This is a genomic window from Geodermatophilus sp. SYSU D00766 (genome assembly GCF_054049915.1).
Genome location: NZ_JBJGYI010000029.1, coordinates 1 through 20,726, shown reverse-complemented (window position 1 = coordinate 20,726; position 20,726 = coordinate 1). Strand labels below are relative to the sequence as shown.

General features: G+C 77.8%; 23 protein-coding genes. 12 read left to right on the top strand and 11 right to left on the bottom strand.

Going from position 1 to position 20,726, the window contains the following annotated elements:
- Position 1 precedes the first annotated feature (1 nt).
- The 5 genes from ACI8AD_RS18330 to ACI8AD_RS18310 all read right to left on the bottom strand — a co-directional run bounded on the left by ACI8AD_RS18330 (position 2) and on the right by ACI8AD_RS18310 (position 4,557).
- The gene (locus tag ACI8AD_RS18330) at positions 2-1,291 is read right to left on the bottom strand and encodes a M23 family metallopeptidase (RefSeq protein WP_456871958.1); all 1,290 of its coding nucleotides are present in this window, start codon (positions 1,289-1,291) and stop codon (positions 2-4) included.
- A 177-nt stretch (positions 1,292-1,468) separates the two neighbouring features.
- Positions 1,469-2,587, bottom strand: a complete 1,119-nt coding sequence (locus tag ACI8AD_RS18325; protein ID WP_456871957.1) for a serine hydrolase domain-containing protein — start codon at positions 2,585-2,587, stop codon at positions 1,469-1,471.
- A complete protein-coding gene (locus ACI8AD_RS18320; RefSeq protein ID WP_456871956.1) occupies positions 2,556-3,188 on the bottom strand; it encodes a MarR family winged helix-turn-helix transcriptional regulator in 633 nt (210 codons plus the stop codon). The genes ACI8AD_RS18325 and ACI8AD_RS18320 overlap by 32 nt, the downstream gene beginning before the upstream one ends.
- Positions 3,189-3,249: 61 nt before the next feature.
- A complete protein-coding gene (locus tag ACI8AD_RS18315; protein ID WP_456871955.1) occupies positions 3,250-3,786 on the bottom strand; it encodes an Rv3235 family protein in 537 nt (178 codons plus the stop codon).
- A gap of 66 nt (positions 3,787-3,852) precedes the next feature.
- Positions 3,853-4,557: a LysM peptidoglycan-binding domain-containing protein gene (locus tag ACI8AD_RS18310; protein ID WP_456871954.1), complete on the bottom strand. Its 705-nt coding sequence runs from the start codon at positions 4,555-4,557 to the stop codon at positions 3,853-3,855.
- Between the two features lie 84 nt (positions 4,558-4,641).
- Between ACI8AD_RS18310 and ACI8AD_RS18305 the strand changes: the two genes are divergently transcribed.
- On the top strand, positions 4,642-5,211 hold the full coding sequence (locus ACI8AD_RS18305; protein ID WP_456871953.1) for a hypothetical protein: 570 nt from the start codon (positions 4,642-4,644) through the stop codon (positions 5,209-5,211).
- Positions 5,212-5,213: 2 nt separating this feature from the next.
- On the opposite strand, the gene ACI8AD_RS18300 is transcribed toward ACI8AD_RS18305, so the two are convergent.
- Positions 5,214-5,507: a helix-turn-helix domain-containing protein gene (locus tag ACI8AD_RS18300; protein ID WP_456871952.1), complete on the bottom strand. Its 294-nt coding sequence runs from the start codon at positions 5,505-5,507 to the stop codon at positions 5,214-5,216.
- 211 nt (positions 5,508-5,718) lie between these two features.
- On the opposite strand from ACI8AD_RS18300, the gene ACI8AD_RS18295 reads away from it, so the two are divergent.
- From ACI8AD_RS18295 to ACI8AD_RS18280, 4 genes are all read left to right on the top strand, one after another.
- Positions 5,719-6,657: an SAF domain-containing protein gene (locus tag ACI8AD_RS18295; RefSeq protein WP_456871951.1), complete on the top strand. Its 939-nt coding sequence runs from the start codon at positions 5,719-5,721 to the stop codon at positions 6,655-6,657.
- Positions 6,657-7,946 (top strand): AAA family ATPase, encoded by a 1,290-nt coding sequence (locus ACI8AD_RS18290; protein ID WP_456871950.1) that lies wholly within the window; start codon positions 6,657-6,659, stop codon positions 7,944-7,946. The genes ACI8AD_RS18295 and ACI8AD_RS18290 overlap by 1 nt, the downstream gene beginning before the upstream one ends.
- Before the next feature lie 89 nt (positions 7,947-8,035).
- Positions 8,036-9,415 (top strand): WS/DGAT/MGAT family O-acyltransferase, encoded by a 1,380-nt coding sequence (locus ACI8AD_RS18285; RefSeq protein WP_456871949.1) that lies wholly within the window; start codon positions 8,036-8,038, stop codon positions 9,413-9,415.
- Positions 9,416-9,484: 69 nt separating this feature from the next.
- Positions 9,485-9,997 carry a DUF6912 family protein gene (locus ACI8AD_RS18280; RefSeq protein ID WP_456871948.1) on the top strand — a complete coding sequence of 171 codons (513 nt, stop codon included), beginning with the start codon at positions 9,485-9,487 and terminating at the stop codon, positions 9,995-9,997.
- Between the two features lie 2 nt (positions 9,998-9,999).
- On the opposite strand, the gene ACI8AD_RS18275 is transcribed toward ACI8AD_RS18280, so the two are convergent.
- Positions 10,000-14,154: an FtsK/SpoIIIE domain-containing protein gene (locus tag ACI8AD_RS18275; RefSeq protein WP_456871947.1), complete on the bottom strand. Its 4,155-nt coding sequence runs from the start codon at positions 14,152-14,154 to the stop codon at positions 10,000-10,002.
- 158 nt (positions 14,155-14,312) lie between these two features.
- Between ACI8AD_RS18275 and ACI8AD_RS18270 the strand changes: the two genes are divergently transcribed.
- Entirely contained in the window at positions 14,313-14,606 is a 294-nt protein-coding gene (locus tag ACI8AD_RS18270; RefSeq protein WP_456871946.1) for a WXG100 family type VII secretion target, read from the top strand.
- 7 nt (positions 14,607-14,613) lie between these two features.
- Here the strand turns inward: ACI8AD_RS18270 and ACI8AD_RS18265 are convergent, their stop codons facing one another.
- Positions 14,614-15,567 carry an MFS transporter permease gene (locus ACI8AD_RS18265; RefSeq protein ID WP_456871945.1) on the bottom strand — a complete coding sequence of 318 codons (954 nt, stop codon included), beginning with the start codon at positions 15,565-15,567 and terminating at the stop codon, positions 14,614-14,616.
- Entirely contained in the window at positions 15,564-16,052 is a 489-nt protein-coding gene (locus ACI8AD_RS18260; RefSeq protein ID WP_456871944.1) for a hypothetical protein, read from the bottom strand. Before ACI8AD_RS18260 ends, ACI8AD_RS18265 begins: the two co-directional genes overlap by 4 nt.
- A 137-nt stretch (positions 16,053-16,189) precedes the next feature.
- On the opposite strand from ACI8AD_RS18260, the gene ACI8AD_RS18255 reads away from it, so the two are divergent.
- Positions 16,190-16,699 carry a MaoC family dehydratase gene (locus tag ACI8AD_RS18255; RefSeq protein ID WP_456871943.1) on the top strand — a complete coding sequence of 170 codons (510 nt, stop codon included), beginning with the start codon at positions 16,190-16,192 and terminating at the stop codon, positions 16,697-16,699.
- A 25-nt stretch (positions 16,700-16,724) separates the two neighbouring features.
- Here the strand turns inward: ACI8AD_RS18255 and ACI8AD_RS18250 are convergent, their stop codons facing one another.
- Complete coding sequence (locus ACI8AD_RS18250) at positions 16,725-17,162, bottom strand: NUDIX hydrolase (RefSeq protein WP_456871942.1); 438 nt, start codon at positions 17,160-17,162, stop codon at positions 16,725-16,727.
- An 81-nt stretch (positions 17,163-17,243) separates the two neighbouring features.
- On the opposite strand from ACI8AD_RS18250, the gene ACI8AD_RS18245 reads away from it, so the two are divergent.
- The 5 genes from ACI8AD_RS18245 to ACI8AD_RS18225 all read left to right on the top strand — a co-directional run bounded on the left by ACI8AD_RS18245 (position 17,244) and on the right by ACI8AD_RS18225 (position 20,598).
- Positions 17,244-17,867, top strand: a complete 624-nt coding sequence (locus ACI8AD_RS18245) for a DUF6758 family protein (protein ID WP_089402278.1) — start codon at positions 17,244-17,246, stop codon at positions 17,865-17,867.
- A gap of 128 nt (positions 17,868-17,995) precedes the next feature.
- Positions 17,996-18,154, top strand: a complete 159-nt coding sequence (locus ACI8AD_RS18240) for a hypothetical protein (RefSeq protein WP_176449796.1) — start codon at positions 17,996-17,998, stop codon at positions 18,152-18,154.
- 6 nt (positions 18,155-18,160) lie between these two features.
- Positions 18,161-18,793, top strand: a complete 633-nt coding sequence (locus tag ACI8AD_RS18235; protein WP_456871941.1) for a PH domain-containing protein — start codon at positions 18,161-18,163, stop codon at positions 18,791-18,793.
- Positions 18,794-18,836: 43 nt separating this feature from the next.
- Positions 18,837-19,721 (top strand): PHP domain-containing protein, encoded by an 885-nt coding sequence (locus ACI8AD_RS18230; protein WP_456871940.1) that lies wholly within the window; start codon positions 18,837-18,839, stop codon positions 19,719-19,721.
- 10 nt (positions 19,722-19,731) lie between these two features.
- Positions 19,732-20,598 (top strand): RecB family exonuclease, encoded by an 867-nt coding sequence (locus ACI8AD_RS18225; RefSeq protein ID WP_456871939.1) that lies wholly within the window; start codon positions 19,732-19,734, stop codon positions 20,596-20,598.
- Here ACI8AD_RS18225 and ACI8AD_RS18220 read toward each other — a convergent pair.
- On the bottom strand, positions 20,595-20,726 hold a 132-nt coding region (locus tag ACI8AD_RS18220), incomplete at its 5' end, for an integrase core domain-containing protein (protein ID WP_456871994.1). The two genes, ACI8AD_RS18225 and ACI8AD_RS18220, sit on opposite strands and share 4 nt — an antisense overlap.

Here is a 20,726-nt window from a genome sequence, read left to right as displayed (position 1 = left end):
GTCAGGACTCCGGGAAGTCCAGGACGTCGAGGTCGAGCGGGAACTGCTCCGTGCGCGGTTCCGGCGCCGGCCGGAGGTGCACGTCCCAGACCCCCTCGAGCGAGGTGGCGGCGGCGAACTGGTCGGCGTCGAGGGCGCCGACGAGGTCGAAGGCGTCGTAGGTGTAGGGCAGGCCGCTGGAGCCGAGGACCGAGGTCCCGTCCATGAGGTGGAAGTGCAGGTGCGGGGCGGAGGTGTTCCCGCTGTTGCCCAGCAGTCCCAGGACCTCGCCCCGGCGGACCCGGTCACCCGGCTCCACGGTGACCGACCCCGCCTGCAGGTGCGCGTAGAAGGCGTGGTGGCCGTCCCCCAGGTCCAGGACCACGTGGTTGCCGTCGACGTTCGCCAGCGTGATGGTCGACGGGTCCGGCAGTTGACCCGGCACCTGGTCGGGGAGGTCGTCGAGGGTGGCCACCACGGTGGCGTCGGCCACCGCGAGGACCTCGGCACCGTACGCGTGGTAGGACTCCACGGCCGCCGGGTCCCCGGTGACGAGCCGGCCCTCGTCGTCGAGCCGCATGTAGTCGATGGCGAACCGCTGGGTGTCGGCGAGGTGACCGTTCACCGGGAGGACGGTGTCGCGGTGGATCCCGTCGGCCCCGCAGCAGCCGTTGATGGCCACCCAGCGGTCGCCGGCGAGGGGCGGTCCGAGGACGGGCGGCGTGCCGGACAGTTCGTAGGGCGCGGCGGTGTAGTCCAGCGTCTCGGGTCCGTCCCCGCCCAGCGGCACGGTGGTGAGCACGAAGCGGTGGACGAGGGACGCGGGGACCTCGGCCGGTGAGCCGAAGGACACGTGGAGGAGGGCGAGCCGGGACACGAAGGGCTCGATCTCCAGGGAACCGGCCGGTGTCTTGCCGGTGAGGTCGCGCAGGACGTCGGCGAGGTCGGTGCCACCGACGACGGCGACCTCCCTGTCCGGGTCCTCGCCGTCGAGCACGCGGATCTCCTGCAGCGTCGCCGGCTCGGGCCTGGCGTTGGTCAGCTGGATCTCGTAGACGACGTGCAGCCGGCCGTCGGTGCCGAGGACCGGTGCCGATCCCGCGTCGAGGGTGGACGCCACCACCGGGGTGAACTGGTCGGCGGCCGGGGCCGGAGCACCGGTCGGACCCGCCGGTGGGGTGGCGACGCCGCCGGCACCGGCGACGGCACAGCCGGCGGTGAGGAGGACCGCCGCCAGAGCGGCCGCCCATCCGGAGGACCGGAGCCGGCCGCTCCCGGAGTCCGGCCGTGGCGTCACGTCGGTCGTGCCCATGGGGTCCTCCTCGGACGGTGGTCGGCGCGGGGCCCGGGCGCCCGTACCGTCCCGCGCGCGGAGACCCCCGGCCCGCGCGTCGCGGTGGACGATCCCGTCCCGTTCCGGGTGTCCCCGCGTGCCGCTACTCCGGGCCTGCGCCGGCGCACGTCCTGCCACCCGGCCACCGGCCGGGGCTCACCGGGTGACCGCGTCCACGACCGCCGTCATCAGCGCGTGGTGGTCGTACGCGCGGGTGGTGTTGGCCATGACGACGACCCCCAGGCCGAGGTCCGGGTACAGCCGCATCGCGTTCCAGAAGCCACCCCCGGTGCCCCAGTGCTCGACGAAGCCCGGGACGGCGCCGCGGTCGGCGGGGCGGCGGAACCAGCCCAGGCCCAGGTCGAACGGCCGCCCCGGCGTGGCGATCGTGCGCATCGCGCGTGCCGACGCCGGTGTCAGGACCCGGGTGTCGTCGACGGTGCCCTCGGCCAGGTGCAGCCGCAGCAGCCGGGCGGCGTCGGTGGCGGGGCCGACGAGACCGCCGTAGCCGGCGCCGGCCACCCGGAACGGGCGCAGCGCCACCTGCCCGCCGTGCCGGTCGCCGACGATGCCGCCCGGCAGCGCCGCCCGGAGGACCGGGGTCAGCGGTCGGGGCAGCCGCACGTAACCGGTCGCGTACTCCCCGTCGGGCCGGTGCGCGTAGCCGGTGGCGGTCATGCCGGCCGGCTGCAGCAGCGCCCGGCGCACGTGGTCGGGGAAGGGCTCCCCGGTGACGGCGGCGACGACCTCGGCGAGGACGAGGTAGCCGAGGTTGGAGTAGCGCGCCGGCGCGCCGGCCGGCCGCGTGGGGCGGCCGTGCCGCGCCGTCACCCGCCGGACGGCGGCGTCGACCTCGGCCTCGGGGGCGTCGGCCGGCAGCACCCAGCGCACCGGCAGGGGGTTGCCCGCCCCGGCCGTGTGGTCGAGCAGGTGGCGCACCCGCGGCTGCTGTCCCGAGCGGGCGGTGAACCGGGGCACCAGCTCGCACACCGGGGCGTCGAGGTCCAGCCGGCCCTCGTCGGCCAGCCGCACCGCCACGGTCGCGGTGGCGATCTTCGACATCGAGAACCACGGGTAGCCGGTGTCGGCGGTGGCCGGTCGCCGGGCGGCCAGGTCGGCGTACCCGAAGCCCCGGGCGGCCAGCAGCCGGTCGGGACCGGTGACGGCGACGGTGAGACCCGGCACGCGGTGGCGGGTCATCAGCTCGGTGACGGTGCCCCGGACGTCGTCGAGCACGGTGGGCTCAGCGGGGCGGGTGGAGGAGGTCGGGGACATCTCGGGTTCCTTCCTGCCGTCGTGATCGGACGAAGTCGACGTAGGCGCGGACGTGCGCCTCCTCGGCGGCTGTCAGCGGCGGGCCCGCGTAGGCCAGGCGGGCGGTGGTCTCCGGTTCCGCGGTCGCCACGGTGTAGGGCCGCGGGTCCAGGCCGCCGACCTCGCGCAGGGCGGCGTCCATCCGCTGCAGGGCGGCCCGCTGGCGCGGCTCGTCCGGGCCGAGCGCGGCGGCCAGTGCCCGGGTGGCGGCGACGAAGGTCTCCGCAGCCCGCGCGTGGGCCTGCTCGCCGGCCGCGGTCAGCGCGAGCAGCCGGGACCGGCCGTCGGCGGGGTTGGGCCGCTGCTCCACGTGCCCGCGCTGCTGCAGCCGGCGGACCTGGGTGGAGATGGTCGTCGGCCGCATCGCCGTCCAGCGGGCCACCTGCGTCGCCGTGGTCGGGCCGAAGCGGCGGAGCAGGGAGTAGAAGCCGAACTCCTCGCCGGACAGCCCGCCCTCCTCGGTGAGGACCTCGTCCAGCGCTCCGGAGACCAGGTGGTTGACCAGCCAGAGGTCGAAGAGCACCGACATCTGTGGTGCACCCGCGGACCCCTGTTCCGACATGGCGCATACCCTACGACTTCGTATCACTTCTGTGCAAGCCCGTATTGATTGGCTGGCTCGGCTACCCGATGGACAGGGCGGTGCAGCGCCAGTGCCCACCGACGCCCTCCAGCCGCGCCGCGACCGCGTGCGCCCGACCCGCCCGGCGCGCCACCGCGCTGACCTCGGCCACGCCGTCGACCGGCTCGCAGGCGTGCACCGGCCCGAGCAGAACCGGCGTCGTCCCCCCGGTGCACCACGCCGGGCGCCGTCCCGCCAGCAGGGCGCCGTGGACGCCGGGCGCGGTCAGCCGCTGGACCTGGGACAGCGGCCGCCGCCCGGCCAGTGCCTCGAGCACGGTGGTGAACAGCAACCGACCGGCAGCGCGCGGGTCGGGCAGCCCGGCGCGCGTCGACCACGCCGGGCCCAGCAGGTCGGTCCGCCGGCCGCCGTCGGCGGCCGGCCGGGGTCCGGGGCGGTGCGGCGGCCGCGGCGGCGGGGTGGTCGGGTCGACGAGCGCCACGACCGGGCCGCGCAGCGGTGGGTGCAGCGCGGGGACGATGGTCAGCCGCGGCGCGCGGTCGGCGGTGGGCGTGGCGGAGCGCGGAGAGGCGGTCACGGGGGCTCCCGGGGGTCGGGTCGGTGGCGGTCGGCGCGGGCCGGGGGAGCGGCCGTGGGTGTCGGGTCAGGCCGGGGGGCGCAGGACCTGCCCGGGCAGTAGGAGGTCGGGGTCGTCGCCGATGACGGCGGCGTTGGCGGTGTGCCAGCGGTCGACGGCGGCGAGGGTCTCCGCACCGGTCGGGTGCCGGCCGGTGCGCGCCCGCAGGTCGGCCTCGGCGATGGACCACAGGCACTCGCCGCGCAGCACGACGTGCTCGGCCGCTGCGGGTCCGGGTCGGTCTGGGACGGCCGCGGGTCCGGGCGGGGCCGGCCAGTCGGGGACCGCGAGGGGCGGGGCCCGGAGCGGCCAGTCGGGTACGGCCGGCGCCCGGGTGTCGGTCGCCGGGACGACCACCGGGGCGCCCGCCGTCGTCGTGCAGGCGGTCAGCGCCGGCGCCGCGACCAGGCCGATGCCCAGGGCCAGGGCGGCGGCGCGCCGTCCCGAGGCGGGCAGCAGCCCGCGCAGCAGCACCCGGGCGGCCGCACCGGCCAGACCGGGCAGTGCCGACAGGGCGGTGAGGGCCAACCCGAGGGCGCCCCAGGCCCACACCAGCCAGGCGAGCGCAGCGACCCCGGTGAGCAGCAGGGTCTCCGGGCCGGAGGTGTCGACGACGTGCTGCAGGTCGAGTCCGGAGGCGGGGAGGGCCGGCAGGTCGGGCGTGAGCGCCCGCAGCCCGGCCGCGACCGCGGCCATCACCGCCGTCGTGACGACGAGTCGACCACCCGACACGTGAGCCCCTCTCCATCCGTCGATGCACCAAAGCAGACAAACGCGAGCAAACACAAGATATGAGAAACATCTACGCTCCCGGTCATGCGCTGGCAGCAGCTGTTCGCCGACCTGCAGGCGGAGTTCGACGAGGTCACGGCGGCCGAGGAACGCGCTCAGCTGCCGTCCCGGTCGCGGGCGGAGACGGGGGCGGTCCGGCTGACGGAGCGGCTCGGCGGGGCGCTCGGCGAGCGGGTGTCGCTGCGCTGCCGGGGCGCCGGCGAGGTGGCCGGCCGGCTCGAGGAGGTGGGCCCGGACTGGGCGCTGCTCACCGACGACGCGGGGCGCGAGGTGCTGGTGGCGCTCCCGGCCGTCGTGGCGGTGTCCGGGCTGCTGCGGTCCACGGCGGCAGCCGAGCCGGCGTCACCGGTGCGGGCGGCGCTGGACCTGCGGCGGGCGCTGCGCGGGCTGGCGCGCGACCGCAGCGCGGTGGCGGTGCTGTGCGACGACGGCGGGGTGCTGACCGGGACCGTCGACCGGGTCGGCGCCGACTTCGTGGAGCTGGCCGAGCACGCGCCCGACGAGTTCCGGCGGCCCGGTGCAGTGCGGTCGGTGCGGGCGGTGGTGCTCGCGGCGGTGGCGGTGGTCCGGACGCTGAGCCCCGGCGCCGCCTGAGGTCAGCTGCGGGAGCGGCGGCCGCGGGCGGGCGCGGGTCCGGCCGGCGCGTCGGCCGGTGCGTCGGGGCCGGCCGCGGCGGACCCTTCGGGGGGAGGCACCGCACCGGCGCGCGCCTCGGCGTACTTCTGCTGGATGAACCGCTCGAGCTCGTCGGTCTCCACCCGCCACTGGCCGCGGCCGCCGATCTGGATGGCGATCAGCTCGCGGCGCCGTACGAGCGCGTAGACCTGCGCCCACGAGACGTTGAGGATCTCGGCGACGTCGTCGAGGGTCAGGAAGCGCGGTGTGGGCATGGCTCTCCGTCCGGTCGCGCACCAGTCTGGCAGCAACGCACTCACCCGTGCGCATCTCGTCCACACCCGAAGGTGTGGACAGCCGGTGCACGCAACCGCGTCCGTACCGCATCATCGGCGTCCGACCGCGCGCTGACCGCCGGTCGCGTCCGTGTCCGCCGGTGGGCGGGCCGCCCGGGCCGTCCCGGACGACCACGAGGAGGAGTGCCCGGTGAGCGCTGCCACGCGCACGGCGCCGGTGGCGGGGGAGACGGCGACCGGGCCGGTGCCACGGCGCGTGCGCCCGCCGCGGTGGCTGGACCTTCGGCTGGTGCTCGGGGTGCTGCTCGTCCTCGGGTCGGTGCTGCTCGGCGCGCGGGTGGTCAGCGCCGCCGACGCCACGGTGCCCGTCTGGTCGGTGGCCGGGGACCTGGCCGCGGGGACCAGCCTCGAGGCCGCCGACCTGGTGGCGGTCGACGTGTGGCTGGGCGACTCGGCCGGCGCCTACCTGTCCACCGGCACCGATCCCGCCGGGCGCACGCTCGCCCGCGCGGTGCGGGCGGGGGAGCTCCTGCCCCGCAGCGCCCTGGAGGAGCCGGCCGACCTGGTGCAGGTGGCGCTGCCGGTGCAGGCCGGCTACGCGCCGCCCGGACTCGCCCGCGGTCAGGTCGTCGACGTCTACGGCGTGACCGACCCCGCCGGCACGGCGACCGGCGAGGGCGTGGCACTCGTCGTCGCCGCCGCGCCGGTGCAGGCCGTCAGCGGCCGCGCCGAGGGCGTGCTGTCCACGGCGACCACGACCGTGCAGGTGGTCATCGGGGTGCCGGCCGCCCAGGCCGCAGACGTGCTGGGCTCGATCGGCGGCCGCCCGCTGGTCGTGGTGGTGCACGGCTCCGTGGATGGCGCCGTGGACGGCGCCGTGGACGACGCCGTGGACGACGCCGTGGACGGCGGCGCGTCGCCGACCACCCCGCGGCCCACCACCCCGACCACCCCGCGGCCCACCACACCGACCACCGCGCCGACCGTGCCGACCACTGCGCCGACCGTGCCGACCACGGCGCCGACCGCCTCCGTGCCCGCCGCTCCCGTGCCGGCCGCACCGCCCGTCCCGCCCGCCGATCCCGCTGCCGCCCCCGCCGCCGGTGCGCCCGCCGGGCCGACGCCCTGATGGCGCTCCAGGTCGTCACCGCGGTCACCGGCGCCGCCTGGGAGGCCGCGCTGGTCGGGGCCCTCGACCGGGCCGACCACGGGGTGACGGTGGTCCGTCGGTGCGTCGACGCCTCCGACCTGCTGGCCGCGGCGGCCACCGGCACCGCCCAGGCGGCGCTGCTGTCGGCGGACCTGCACCGGCTCGACGTCGACGCCGTCGCCCGGCTCGGCGCGGCCGGGGTCGCCGTCGTCGGGCTGGCCGACCCGGCCGACGAGCGGGCCGCCGAGCGGTTGCGCGCGCTCGGGGTGGCCACCGTGCTGCCCGCCGACGCGGAGCCGGAGGAGGTGGTCCGGGCGCTGCGCGAGGCCGTGACCGGACCCGCCGCCGGGCACGGCGTCGCCGACCCCCGGGCGGCCCTGCCCACACCCCGCCGCGGCGGGTCCGGGCCCGCGGTCCGGCGTCCGTCCCGGGGCCGGGTCGTGGCGGTGTGGGGCCCCACCGGCGCGCCGGGCCGGACCACGGTCGCCGTCGGCCTCGCCGACGAGGCCGCCCGCCTGGGTGTGGCGACCCTGCTGGTCGACGCCGACGTGTACGGCGGGGTCGTGGCGCAGGTCCTCGGCCTGCTCGACGAGTCGCCGGGACTGGCCGGCGCCGCGCGGCAGGCGGCCGCCGGCACGCTGGACGAGGCGGCGCTGCAGCGGCTGGCCTGGTCGGTCCGGCCCAACCTGTCGGTGCTGACCGGGTTGGCGCGCGCCGACCGGTGGCCCGAACTGCGCCCCCGCGCGGTCGCGGCGGTGCTCGACGAGGCGCGGCGGGTGGCCGACCTGGTCGTCGTGGACTGCGCGTTCAACCTCGAGGAGGACGAGGAGCTGTCCTTCGACACCGCGGCCCCCCGGCGCAACGGGGCCACCGTCACGGTGCTGGAGGCGGCCGACGACGTGCTGTGCGTCAGCGGTGCCGACCCGGTCGCGCTGCAGCGCACGATCCGGGCGCTGGGCCAGCTGCGCGACCTGATGCCGGACGTCGAGCCGGCCGTGGTGGTCAACCAGGTCCGCCGCGGGCCCGTGCCCGGCGACCCCCGCCAGGAGATCGGCGACGCCCTCGAGCGGTTCGCCGGCCGCGGCGTGCACGGCTTCCTGCCCGCCGACCGCGGCGCCACCGACGCGGCGCTGGCCTCCGGGCGGACCCTGGCCGAGGTCGCCCCCGGCTCGCCTCTGAGAACCGGGCTGCGCACGATGGCCGCCGGGCTCGCCCGGGTGCCCGACCCCGCACCGGGACGGCGGCTCCTGCGCCGCCGCGCCGGCTGACCCTCCGCCCGGGCGGACCGTCCTGCCCCGCCCGGCTGGGGAGGGCGCCGACGCCGCCGTAGCGTGGACCCCCGAGCCGGAGGAGGACGATGGCCGAGCGGCTGAGCACCCTGGACGCGTCGTACGTGTACCTCGAGGACGCGGGCGCCCCGCTGCACGTCGCGGGCGTGCTCGTGCTCGAACCGGTCGAGGGCGGACTCGACGCCCTCGCCGAGCTCGTCGAGGCGCGGCTGCCGCTGGTGCCGCGCTACCGGCAGCGGGTCGTGCCGGTGCCCGGCCACCTGGCCAACCCGGTGTGGGCCGACGACCCGGACTTCGACGTCGCCTACCACGTGCGGCGCTCGGCGGTGCCGCGGCCCGGCACGCAGGCGCAGCTTCTCGACCTGGTCTCCCGGGTGACGTCGCGGCCGCTGGACCGCGCGCGGCCGCTGTGGGAGGTCTACCTCGTCGAGGGGCTGGCCGAGGGCCGGGTCGCCGTGGTGACCAAGACCCACCCCGCGCTCGTCGACGGGCTGGGCGCGGTCGACATCGCCCAGGTGCTGCTGGACACGACTGCGGACGCGCCGCTGCCCGCCGTCGACGACTGGGTCCCCGGCCGCGTGCCCGGGCCCGTCGAGCTGGTCCGGGACGCTCTCACCGAGTACGTCCAGCGGCCCACCGCGGTGCTGGAGAACGCCTGGTCGGCGGCCGGTGACCTGCGCTCGACGGTGGCCCGGGTGCGCAGTGCGGCCAGGGGGTTCGTCCGCGCCGCCGGGTCGGCCGTCGCCCCGCCACCGCACGGGCCGCTGAGCCGGACGGTCGGCAGCCAGCGGCGGGTCGCGGTCGCCCGCGCTGACCTCGACGACCTGAAGGCGATCCGCAAGGCGCACGGCGGCACGGTCAACGACGTCCTGCTCACCGTCCTGACCGGCGCGCTGCGCGACTGGTTGCTCTCGCGCGGGGAGCCGGTGCTCGCCTCGACCGTCGTGCGCGCGCTCGTGCCCGTCTCGCTGCAGGAGGAGCCGGGTGCCGCGGGCGGTGGGGTGTCGGCCCACCTCGTCGACCTGCCGGTCGGGGAGCCCAACCCGTGGGTGCGCCTGGCGCGGCTGGGCTACGCCATGCGCAGCGTGACCGACTCCGGGCGGTCGGTGCGGGCCAGCAGCCTCGTCGCGCTCACCGGGTTCGCCCCGCCGACGCTGCACGCGCTCGGCGCCCGTGCGGCCCGCGGTCTGTCGCGCCGGCTGTTCACGCTGGTGGTGACCAACGTCCCCGGACCGCAGGTGCCGCTGTACGCCGCGGGCAGCCGGATGCTGGAGGTCTTCCCGGTGGTGCCGCTGCTGGGCGGTCAGGCGCTGTCGGTCGGGATGACCAGCTACGACGGGCGGGTCCACGTCGGGCTCAACGCCGACCTCGACGGTGTCGGCGACGTCGAGGTGCTGGCCGACCTGCTCGAGCAGGAGGTCGCGGCGCTCGCCGAGTCCGTGCGCTGACCCGCGCGCCGCCTCCGGCCCGGCGGCGCGGGATACCGTCGCCTCCCCCCACCAGAGAGGAGCGGCCGCGTGCGGATCTACCTGCCGGCGACGACCAGCGTCCTGCGGCGACTGGTCGACGAGGGCCGGATCGGCGGACCGCACACGGCCTTCGCCGTGACCCCGGGACTGCGGGACTCCTACTCCCTCAGCGACGCCGCGTCCGACGTCGAGGAGCTCGAGTACGCGGCGCTGCTGGCCGCCGCCCGCGCCAGCCTCCGCCTGCTCGACGTGGACCCCACGGCCGCCCGCCGCCGCGTGGTGCTGGCCGCCGACGTGCCCGACACCTCGGTCACCCCGGTCGACGACGCCGACACCGACCCCGGTGCGGTCCGGGTGTCCGCCGACGTCACCCTCGCCGACGTCGCCAGCGCGCACGTCGACGGTGCCGAGGCCGAGGACGACGTGCGGGCGGCGGTCGCGGTGGTGCTGGAGGCCGACCTCGGCAGCGACGAGGCCCAGTTCGTCGTCGACCAGGCCGAGGGGCACGAGCTGGCCTGGTACGCGACCCAGGAGATCGGCCCCGCGCTGGAGCTCCTCTGAGCTCACGACCCGTCCCGGTGGCGGGCGACCTGCACCCGCCGGGCCGTGCCCGCGGTGACCAGCCAGCCGGAGCCGGGCCGGGCCGGGACCGGCGCCCGGGGCAGCCGGATGCCCAGCAGGTCGGCGTCCCCGGGGCCCGGGCAGAGCAGCAGCCCGCTGCGGCTGCGGCGCAGGTCGGCGACCGGCCCCCGGAAGGCACTGGAGAGCTCACCGGCGGTCCCGGCCGCGAGGACCACGACGTCGTGCTCGGCGAGGTCGGCGGCCGCCGCCGCGAGGACCGGCGCCTCGGGGAGCGCCCCCGCGTCGTCGAGGACCAGCACCCCCGGGCCGTCGGCGAGGCCGGCCAGCCAGGACCGCCAGCCGGCGACGTCGTCGGCGGCGAGCGGGGCGGTGCCGGGGAGGGCGGGACCGGCCGCGCGCCGGCTGCGGACCAGGCCGACGACGGGGATCCCGGCGCCGGACAGCGTGGTGGCCAGGGCCTGCAGCGTGGCCGTCCGGCCGCTGCGCGGGGGACCGACCACCAGCAGGCCCCCGCCGCGGCGCAGGTCGACGTGCAGCAGCGCCCCCTCGTCACCGCCCGGCCCCAGCGGCACCGCCGTCAGCGCCGCCCGGGCGCCGGCCGGCAGCGCGGGGTCGGCCGGCAGCTCGGGGATCCGCAGCGCCGTCGTCGCCGCGGGTGCCTGCGCCGGGCGGGGGCGCAGCGGGCGGGGGAGGGCGATGTGGCACTCGAGGGCGTCCTCGCCCAGGAGCGCCCGTCCCGGCGGCCGGTGTCCCGGTACCGCCCGGGCGGGCACGCCGGCCACGGCGTAGTCGGCGCGGTCGGGTAGCGGGAGCACCAGGCGGGTCCCCGCCGCGGCGGCCAGCCGGCCACCCGGGACGGCGCGGTCGGCGGTCACGACGCAGGTCAGGCCCACCGACGCGCCGTCGCGCGCCAGGCGCAGGAGGTCCGCCGAGCCCTGTCCGGGAACCGCCTCGTCGAGCTGGGCCAGCAGCGACTCGACGCCGTCGACCAGCAGCAGCACGACCGGGCCCGAGCCGCCCGGCGCGGCTCCGGCACGGCGGGCGGCGACCTCCTCGCCCAGTCGTGCCACCAGCCGGATGGTGCGCAGGGCGTCGGCCGCGCCGACCACGGTCCCGGTGTGCGGCAGCCCTGCCGCCGCCGCCCCGAGGGAGCCACCTGCGTGGTCGAGCACGTGGACGTGCAACCGGTCCGGCGGCAGGCGGTGGACAGCCTCGGCCAGCACCGTCCGCAGCAGGGTGGTGCGGCCGCTGCCGGGACCGCCGACGGCCAGCCAGGCGCCGCCGCGGTCGAGGTCGAGCACCAGCGGCTCCCGCGTCTGCCGGTCGGGCCGGTCGACCAGGCCGACGGGCAGGCGCGCCCCGCAGCCGGCGCCGTCCCCGTCGGGCACGGGCAGGTCGGCGACGGTCAGGGAGTCGGGCAGCGCGGGGTGCCACGGCCGGTGCGGCCGGCGGGTGCCCGACCGGGCGGCGGCGCGGGAGGCCGCCTCGGCGATGCGGGCGAGATCGGTGGGGCCGGGCACCGTGGGGTCGTCACCGGCGGGCGGGCCGGCGGCCGGTGGCCAGGGCCGGCGCCGGACGGCGGGCCCGGGCGCTGCCGCGGGCCCCAGCGCCACCCGCGCGGTCTGGAACGGCACCGGGCGGCCCGAGCCCACGCGCAGCAGCCCGCCGCCGGGCCGGTCGGCCGGGATCCGCGCCGCGTCCGGACTGCCGAGGACGTCGCGGGAGTCCGCCTCGTCGGTGGTGCGCAGGCACACCCGCAGCGAGCAGTTGGCCCGGATCTCCGGTGAGACGACCCCGCCGGGGCGCTGGGTCGCCAGGACCAGGTGCACGCCGAGCGAGCGGCCGCGCTGGGCGATGCCGACCAGCCCCGTGACGAACTCCGGCAGCTCCTCCGCGAGGCCGGCGAACTCGTCGACGACGATGACCAGCCGCGCCAGGTCCACCTCGTCGGGCAGCGCGCCGACGTCGCTCACGCCGGCCGCGGCGAGCAGCGCCTCCCGGCGGGTGAGCTCGGCGGTCAGCGAGCGCAGCGCCCGCCCGGTGGCCGCCGCGTCGAGGTCGGTCACCAGGCCCACGGTGTGCGGCAGCGCCGCGGCCTCGGCGAAGGCGGCACCGCCCTTGTAGTCGACGAGGAGGAACGCGCAGCGGTCCGGCGGGTGCGCCAGCGCCAGCCCGGCGACCAGTGTCTGCAGCAGCTCGGACTTCCCCGAGCCGGTGGTGCCGGCCACCAGGGCGTGCGGCCCGTCGCGGCACAGGTCCACCGCGACGACCCCGTCGCCGCCCAGTCCGAGGGGGACGGTGAGCGACGTCCGTCCCCGCGACCACGTCACCGGGACGCCGTCCCCGGCCGGTGCGCCTGCGGCCAGGTCCAGCAGGCGCACCGTCCGGGGCAGGGTCGCGGTGGCGCGGCCGGGGCTCAGGGCGGCGAGGTCGCGGGCCCACCGCCCCGCGACCGGCCGCGGCAGCCGGTCGACGACCAGCTCGCTCCGCGCGGTGCCGTCGCCCCGGTCGAGCAGGCCCGTGTCGCCGGTCTCCCCGCCGACCTGCAGCACGGCGCCGCCGGGGACCGGCAGCTCGTCGGCCCGCCGGCCGAGGGACAGCAGGACGGCGCCGGCGTCGCGGCAGCGGCACAGGGCGTCGCGCAGGGCGGCGCCCACCGGCCGGTCGACGACGAGCAGCAGGCGCCCGGGACCGTCCCGCGGCGCCGCCGGGCGGGCCGCCTCTCCCTGCCCCGCCACCCCGCCGAGCCAGGCGAGCAGCGCGTCCTCGTCCCGGCGGGCCGTGGCCGGCGACGGGCGGACGTGGACCGCCCCGGGTGCCACGTGCGGCAGCCACCGCGCCCACGCCCAGTCCGGCGCGCGCTCCGCCGTCGTGAGGAGCGCGAGGGCGACGTCCCCGGGCGGCAGCAGCGTGACCACCTGGGCGAGCACCCCGACCACCACGCCCAGCGCCGGTGCCCGCGGGCCGGTGACGCCCAGGGTCCCGGCGGCCCGGAGGTCGACCGCGACGGGCAGGCCGTCGGCGGGCTCGGCCTGCCGGCGGCCCTCCTCGACCCGGACCACCCGTGTCGTCCCCGGGCCGGTGCCCAGCCGCACCACCAGGGCGTCGGCGTCCCGGCCGGCGCGCGACCACAGCGGCGCGGTCCGCCGGCGGGCCGCGGTGGCCAGGGTGGCGAGGTCGGGACAGGCGCGGTGGGCCGCCCGGACGTCGGCCCGCACCGCCTCGGCCAGCCCGGCCCGGGCGGCGGCGAGCTCCGCGGTGTGGGTCGCCGCCGCGCGCCGGCGGGACCGGCGGCCGGACCACCGGTCCGCCGCCCACGTGCCGATAGCGACCAGCGGGGACAGCAGCGCGAAGAACAGGAACGTCGGGGTGGACAGCAGCCAGGCGAGCACCACCCCGGCGGCCGCGGGCAGGAGCACCGCGACCCAGGCCAGGCGGCGGTGGGGCGGCTCGTCGGGCGCGGCGGGCACGGCGACCTCCACCTCGGGGCGCTGCGCCGCCGGCGCGGCCCCCGGCCGCACGAGCCACCGCCCGCCGGAGCCGGGCCGCAGCCCCACCGGGACGTCCCGGGGACCAGCGACGGTCAGGGAGGTCGCGCCCAGGCGGAGCACGGCGCCCGGCCGCCAGGACACCGGGGCGCCGGTCAGCTCCTCGTCGTCGAGGCGGGTGCCGTTGGTGGAGCCGAGGTCGGCGACCGTGGTCCCGCCGGCACCGACGTCGAGCCGGGCGTGCCGGCGGGAGACGCCCGGGTCGGGGAGGGGCAGCGTGGCGTCGGCGCCGCGGCCCAGGACGTGCCGGCCGCTGGCCAGGCCGGCCGTCGTGCCCGCCGCGGGCCCGCCGACGACGTGCAGCTCCAGCGGGCTCGGCGCCGGCCGCTCGTCACGTGGTGCGGGACGGCCGAGACCGAGGACAGCGCCGTGCGCGAGGGAGGCCGAGCGGAGCGGCAGGTCGGCGGGGAGCGCGGTGCTGCCCGACCACAGCGACGCCCGTGGGACGCCGAGGGCGGTGGCGAGGGCGGGCAGCACCGCGGCCAGCCGGTCGCCGTCGGCGGCGCGGACCTCGACGTCGACGGCACCCTCGGGACCGACCACGGTCCAGCAGCGCGGCGCGACGTCGGCAGGTGGGGGAGCGGACACGCGCCGACCGTCGCGGCCCCACCCCGGTCGCGGCGCCGGGTCCCGGCGGATGTGGACACCACCCCCGCCTGTGGACGGCAGCGGGGCCGCCGTGCGCGACCGGCCCTAGCGTCCGCAGCCGATCCCGGGAGGTGCCCGGGACGGACGGGAGGACCCACGTGAAGGTCGACATCGCCACCCTGCAGTCGATGGCCGGGCAGTGCCAGGCCGAGGCGGCCGAGACGACGGCGCGGCACGCCACGCTGTCGAGCAGCGTCACCGCCTCGGTGCTCGACGGCTGGACCGACAGCCAGGCGGCCGTGCAGTTCAGCGCGCTCTACGAGCAGTGGCGCGCCTCGGCCCAGTCGGTCAGCGACGCCCTCACCGGGATGGGGAGCCTGCTCGGCGCGGTCGCCGCCTCGTACCAGCAGCACGAGGCCGACGTCGCCGCCCGCATCGGCGCGCTGGTCTGAGCCGCGCTCAGCCCGGCGGGGCGGCGGGGAGGCCGCGGGCCCCTCGCCGCCCGGCCCGCCGGCGCACCTCGGCGACCAGGTCGGGGAACCGCTCCCACGGCAGGATCGACAGGATGGCGACGCAGTGCGGCAGGAAGATGATCCGCAGCCCGCCGAAGACCATCAGGTGGAACCCGAGCAGGAAGACCACCAGCGCCACCCGCGCCCGGTCCGAGCGCACCAGCAGCACCAGCGGCGCCGCGAACTCCAGCAGCAGCATCGACCACTGCACGGCCGTGAGCAGGCCGGGCACGTCGAGCGTCCACTCCGACAGGACCGTGCCGCGGCGGACGACGGCGCGGGTGATGGTCGAGCCGGTCGCCCAGTCCCAGCCGCCGAAGCGCACCTTCGCCCAGGCGGCCAGGAAGTAGGTGAGCACCACGGTGACGAACACCGCGGTCATCGCCCAGCCGGCGGCCTCCGACGACCGGCGGTCCCGCCAGCGGGCCACGCCGACCGTGGGCAGCACGGCGAGCGCGACGAGGTAGGCGATGCGGTCGTGGTCGACCTTGCCGTAGCTCATCGCGATGACCATCCACTCGAGGTAGAGGAGGAACACCGCGGAGCCGAGCAGACGGGGGGCGCGACCGGTGGCGGCGGCCAGCGCGGTGGCCACCAGCGCCCACTGGACGACGTGCACGACGGTCGAGGTCGGGACGGGCAGCGGCAGCAGCTGCCCGATCACCAGGGGCTGGTAGTAGGCGGTCGGGACGTCGGCGTGCGCGCCCACCCAGGCGGTGGTGAGGAAGACGTCGACCGGCACGAACAGGTAGGCGATGGTGCGGAACACCGCGACGCGCGCCAGTGGCACCGGCCGGGTCCAGAACCCGCGCACGGCGCCGCCCACCCTGCGCAGGGCGCCGCGGACCCCGTGACGGGACGCCGCGGCCGGCGGTGCGGGCGGGGGCAGGGTGGCGCTCACGGGCCGACCTCCAGCTCCTGCTCGACGAGGACCCGGTCGGTCCACGCGCCGGTCGCCTCGCCGTCGACGAGCTCGAAGCGGCGCTGCACCACCTGCACCCCGACCAGCTCCGGGCCGCCGGGGTGGTGCTCGGCGTAGGTGTCGGCCAGCAGCACCAGCAGCGAGGGGTCGTCGACCAGCCGCGGGAGCTGGCCCTCGAACTCGGCGCGGCGCAGCCCGACCTCGCCGCCGGACAGCCGCACCTCCCGGCCGTCGCCGGTCAGGCCGACGACGCGGGTGGAGACGACCGGCGCGTCGTTGTCGGCGCGGGTCGAGTACATCTTGAACGGGCCGAACGGGAAGTGGGCGTCGGTGCCCCACAGCGTCCCGGCCAGCAGCAGGGCCAGGACCACGAGCGTGGCGGCCAGGCGGGTGCGGCGCCCGGCGGGGGACAGCACGACGACGTCGCCCTCCGCGGGGTCACCGGCGCGGAGCGGGTGGACCACCCGGGCATCGTAGGATCGGCGGCCGTCCAGATGGGTCACCGACGCCGCGTGGTGGGCAGCGGGCCGCACCGCGCCCGGGAGGCCCGTCGCGCGTGCGCCCGTCCCCGCCACCGCACGACGACGTCGGGAGCGCACACGTGCAGTTCGGCCGGTACTACGAGGAGTTCGAGGTCGGCGCGGTCTACAAGCACTGGCCGGGCAAGACCGTGACCGAGTACGACGACCACCTGTTCTGCCTGATCACGATGAACCACCACCCGCTGCACCTGGACAGCCACTACGCGGCCGAGACCACGGAGTTCGGGGAGAACGTCGTCGTCGGCAACTACGTGTACTCGCTGCTGCTGGGCATGAGCGTCCCCGACGTCTCGGGCAAGGCGATCGCGAACCTGGAGGTCGAGTCGCTGCGCCACGTGGCGCCGACCTTCCACGGCGACACGATCTACGGCGAGACGACGGTGCTGGACAAGACCGAGTCGCGCTCGCGCGACGACCGCGGCGTGGTGCACGTCGAGACCATCGGCTACAAGCAGGACGGCACGGTCGTGTGCGTCTTCCGCCGCAAGGTCATGGTGCCCAAGCGCTCCTACGGCGAGGCCCGCGGGGGTGAGCAGCCCGGCCGCCCGGAGCCGGCGCCGCGCTCCTGACCGGACCGGCGCGCTGCCCGGCCGGTCAGGCCGGCAGCGCGCCCCAGCCGCGCAGCGTCTCCAGCAGCCGCGGCGTGCAGGCCAGCCGGTCGAGGTCGGCCGGGCCGGCGAACACCACCGCGTCCGCGTCGTCGCCGGGCACGGGCTCGGCCCGCGGGTCGGTGAGCGTGCACCCGAAGTCGACGACGTCGTAGACGACGCCGTCGCCGGGGATCTGCACCCGCCCGACCTCCGCGCCGACGCGGACCCGCAGCCCGGTCTCCTCGCGGACCTCCCGCGTCACCGCGGCGGCGAGGGACTCACCCGGCTCCACCCGCCCGCCGGGCACCGACCACAGCCCGCGACCGGGGGCGTTGCGCCGGCGGACCAGCAGCAGCCGGCCGGCGTCGTCGAGCACCACCGCGCCCACGCAGGCCACCGTCGCGGCACCCTCCGGAGCCGGGGGAGGAGGCGCGGAGGACACCCGAGCACAGTACGGCGGCCGGGCCCGGCACGGTCGGCCCGCGCTTGACGTGAGCCGCGCGTGACAGGACGGTGTTCTGCGATGAGCGCCTCCCCGGTCTGCCCTCGCTGTGGCGAGCCGCTGGTCGTGCGCCCCGGGGACTCGGCCGTGGCGTGGTGCCACCTGCACGGCGCGGTCACCCCGCTGCACCACACGACGCTCATCGCGCACGACGCCATCGCCGCGGTCACCGCCGACGCGCGCGTCCCCGCGTGGGTGCCCGACCCGATGCCGACGGGCTGGTCGGTCACCGGCCTGGCCTGGGGCGGGGAGCCGGGCGCGCGGGCGATCGTGGTCGGCTGCGCCGGCCCGGCGCCGCTGGGCGGGTCGGCCGAGATGGTCCTGGTGGCCGAGGAGCCGGGCATGGGTGTGGGCTGCGGCTACGCGGGCCTGCCCGGTCTCGACCCCGGCGACGTCATCACCGGGCCGTCGTCGGCGTCGGTCGAGGCCGCCGGGCAGCACGCCCCGCTGTGGGCGGTTCCCACCTCCGACGACCGGGCCGCCTTCGTCGGCGAGGCCTACGGCGTGTGGCTGTGGCTGGTGACCTGGCCGATGTCGGCCGGCTGGCTGCTCGTCGAGCCGCGGCGGCTGCTGGACCTGCGCGAACGGCTCTACCCCGACCTGCCGCTGGGCCCGCCGAGCGAGCACCTGCTGCCGGGGGAGTGAACGGCCGGCGCCGACCCGGCGTGTCCGGCAGGCGCCCGGTGGTGCCTGTGTTACCCATGGGACCGGCCTCCGGGCCGATCCGTGCGGGCACCGCGCCCGCCGGTCCGAGCGCATCCCCGGAGGTGACGGTGAACCTGAAGAAGGTCCTCGTCTGGTTGGCCATCGCCTTCGTCGTCTGGTACGTCATCCAGCAGCCGGAGTCCTCGGCGGAGATGGTGAAGAGCGCCGGTGAGGCCCTCGGGGAGGCCGCCTCGTCCATCGCCGCCTTCGTCACCTCGCTCGTCTAGGCGGCCGTGACCGGCCCGGCCGACGGCCGCCCGCCGCAGTGGGCCAAGGACGCCGCCAAGTACCTGCTCCCCGGCGAGCAGGCCGTCGTCGCCACCCGCCGCCACTGGGCGGTGCTGCTGGCGCCGGCCGCCCGGACGCTGCCGGTGCTGGTGGTCGGCGTGTGGGTGCTCACCCTCGACCCGGACAACCGGGTGTCGGCCACCGTCGGGCTCGCCGTCGTGCTCGGCGCGCTCGGCACGTTCGCGCTGCGCGCCGGCGAGTGGTGGATGCGCCACTTCATCGTCACCCGCCGCCGGGTGCTGCTGACCTCGGGGATCATCGCGCGCACCGTCACCCTGCTGCCGCTGCGCCGGATCACCGACCTGACCTGGAAGGAGACGGTGCTGGGCCAGGTGCTCGGCTACGGCACCTTCCGCTTCGAGTCCGCCGGCCAGCAGCAGGCGCTGTCCCAGATCACCTTCCTGCCGCGCGCCGACCTGCTCTACCGGGAGGTCAGCGGGCTGCTGTTCGGCAGCGACTGGGGCAGCGGCGGCGACGACGAGGGCAACCCCGAACCGCCCGCCGACGAGCGGCCGCAGCGCGACACCCAGCCGATCCCCGGCGCTCCGCGGCAGGACCCTCCCGCCGCGCCCCGCTGAGGCCCCGCGCGGCCGGCCCGCCGCTGGGGGAGGCTGGACGCCGATGCTGATCGACCTGCACACCCACTCGTCGGTCTCCGACGGCACCGACACCCCGGCCGCGCTGGTGGCCACCGCCCGCGCCGCCGGCCTCGACGTCGTGGCGCTCACCGACCACGACACCACCGCCGGGTGGGCGGCCGCCGCCGCGGCCCGCCCGCCCGGGCTGACCGTCGTCCCCGGCCTGGAGCTGTCCTGCCGCTGGTTCCCCGCCGACCGGCCGCCGGTCAGCGTGCACCTGCTCGCCTACCTGTTCGACCCGGCCCACCCCGCGCTGGCCGAGGAGCTCGCCCGGCTGCGCGCCGAGCGCCTCAGCCGCGGCGAGCGGATCGTCACCGGGCTCGCCGCGGCCGGGTACCCGGTCGCGTGGGAGCGGGTGGTCGAGACCTCCGGCGGCGGGGTGGTCGGCCGGCCGCACGTGGCGCGGGCGCTGGTCGACGCCGGCGTCGTCGCGTCGGTGGACGAGGCGTTCGCGACCCTGCTGCACCACCGCAGCCCGCACCACGTGCCCAAGGCCGACACCGACGTCCGGCACGGCATCGCGCTGGTCCGCGCGGCCGGCGGCGTGCCGGTCTTCGCCCACGGGCTGGCCACCCGCCGGGGCCGGGTGGTCGACGACGCCGCGATCGCCGCGATGGCCGACGCGGGACTGCTGGGCCTGGAGGTCGACCACCCCGACCACAGCCCGGCCGAGCGCGCCCACCTGCGCGGGCTGGCGCGTGAGCTCGGCCTGCTCACCACCGGGTCCAGCGACTACCACGGCACCAACAAGACGACGCCCATCGGCGCCTGTACCACCGACCCCGGACAGTTCGAGGCGCTGCTCGCCGCGGCCACGGGGAGCGCGCCGTTCACCGATCGGCACGGGAACGGGCCCTCCGGCGGCTAGCGTGGCCGGCATGGGAGGCGAGCAGCTGGAGATGCCGGGCATGCCGCGGCGGCTGTTCTCCGCCACGCCGAGCAAGCTGGCGACGTTCGCCGACTGCCCGCGCCGCTACCGGCACGCCTACGTCGACCGCCCGACGCCACCCAAGGGCCCGCCGTGGGCCCACAACACGGTCGGCTCGGCGGTGCACGCGGCGCTGCGCTCGTGGTGGGACGCACCGCGCGGGCGCCGCACCGCCGTCGCCGCGCGCCAGCTCCTCCACGGCGTCTGGTCCGACACCGGCTTCCGCGACGCCGAGCAGTCCGCGCGGTGGCGCGCCCGCGCGGCCGGCTGGCTCACCGACTACCTCGCCGGCGTCGACCCCGACGACGAGCCGGTGGGCCTGGAGCGGCAGGTCGCGGCCACCACCTCGGCGCTGGCGCTGTCGGGCCGCGTCGACCGGATCGACCAGCGGGGCGAGGAGCTCGTCGTCGTCGACTACAAGACCGGCCGGGTGCCCAGCACCGAGGACGAGGCACGCGGCTCACCGGCGCTGGCGTTCTACGTCCTGGGCGTGCAGCGCACGCTGCGCCGGCCCTGCCGCCGCGTCGAACTCCACCACCTGCCCTCGGGCACGGTGGCGGCGTTCGAGCACACCGAGCGGTCGCTGGCCAACCACGTCCGGCGGGCCGAGGACGTCGCCGCCGACATCGGCGCCGCCACCCGGCGGCTCGAGGACGGCGTGCACCCCGACGAGGCGTTCCCCACGGTGACCGGCCGGCAGTGCGGCTGGTGCGACTTCCGGCCCAGCTGCGCCGCCGGGCGGGCCGCCACGCCGTCGCGGGAGACGTGGAGCTTCCTGCCGGAGGACGAACCCGCCGAGGTCGGCGCGGAGGTCTAGCTGTACTGACCGGGGAGGTTGGTCAGGCGGCTGATAGGTGGATGGCCGCCGATGCCGGTGTGGGGCCGGTGGTGGTTGTAGGCGTGCAGCCAACCAGGAAAGGCCGCGCGGCGGTCGGCCTCGCTGGT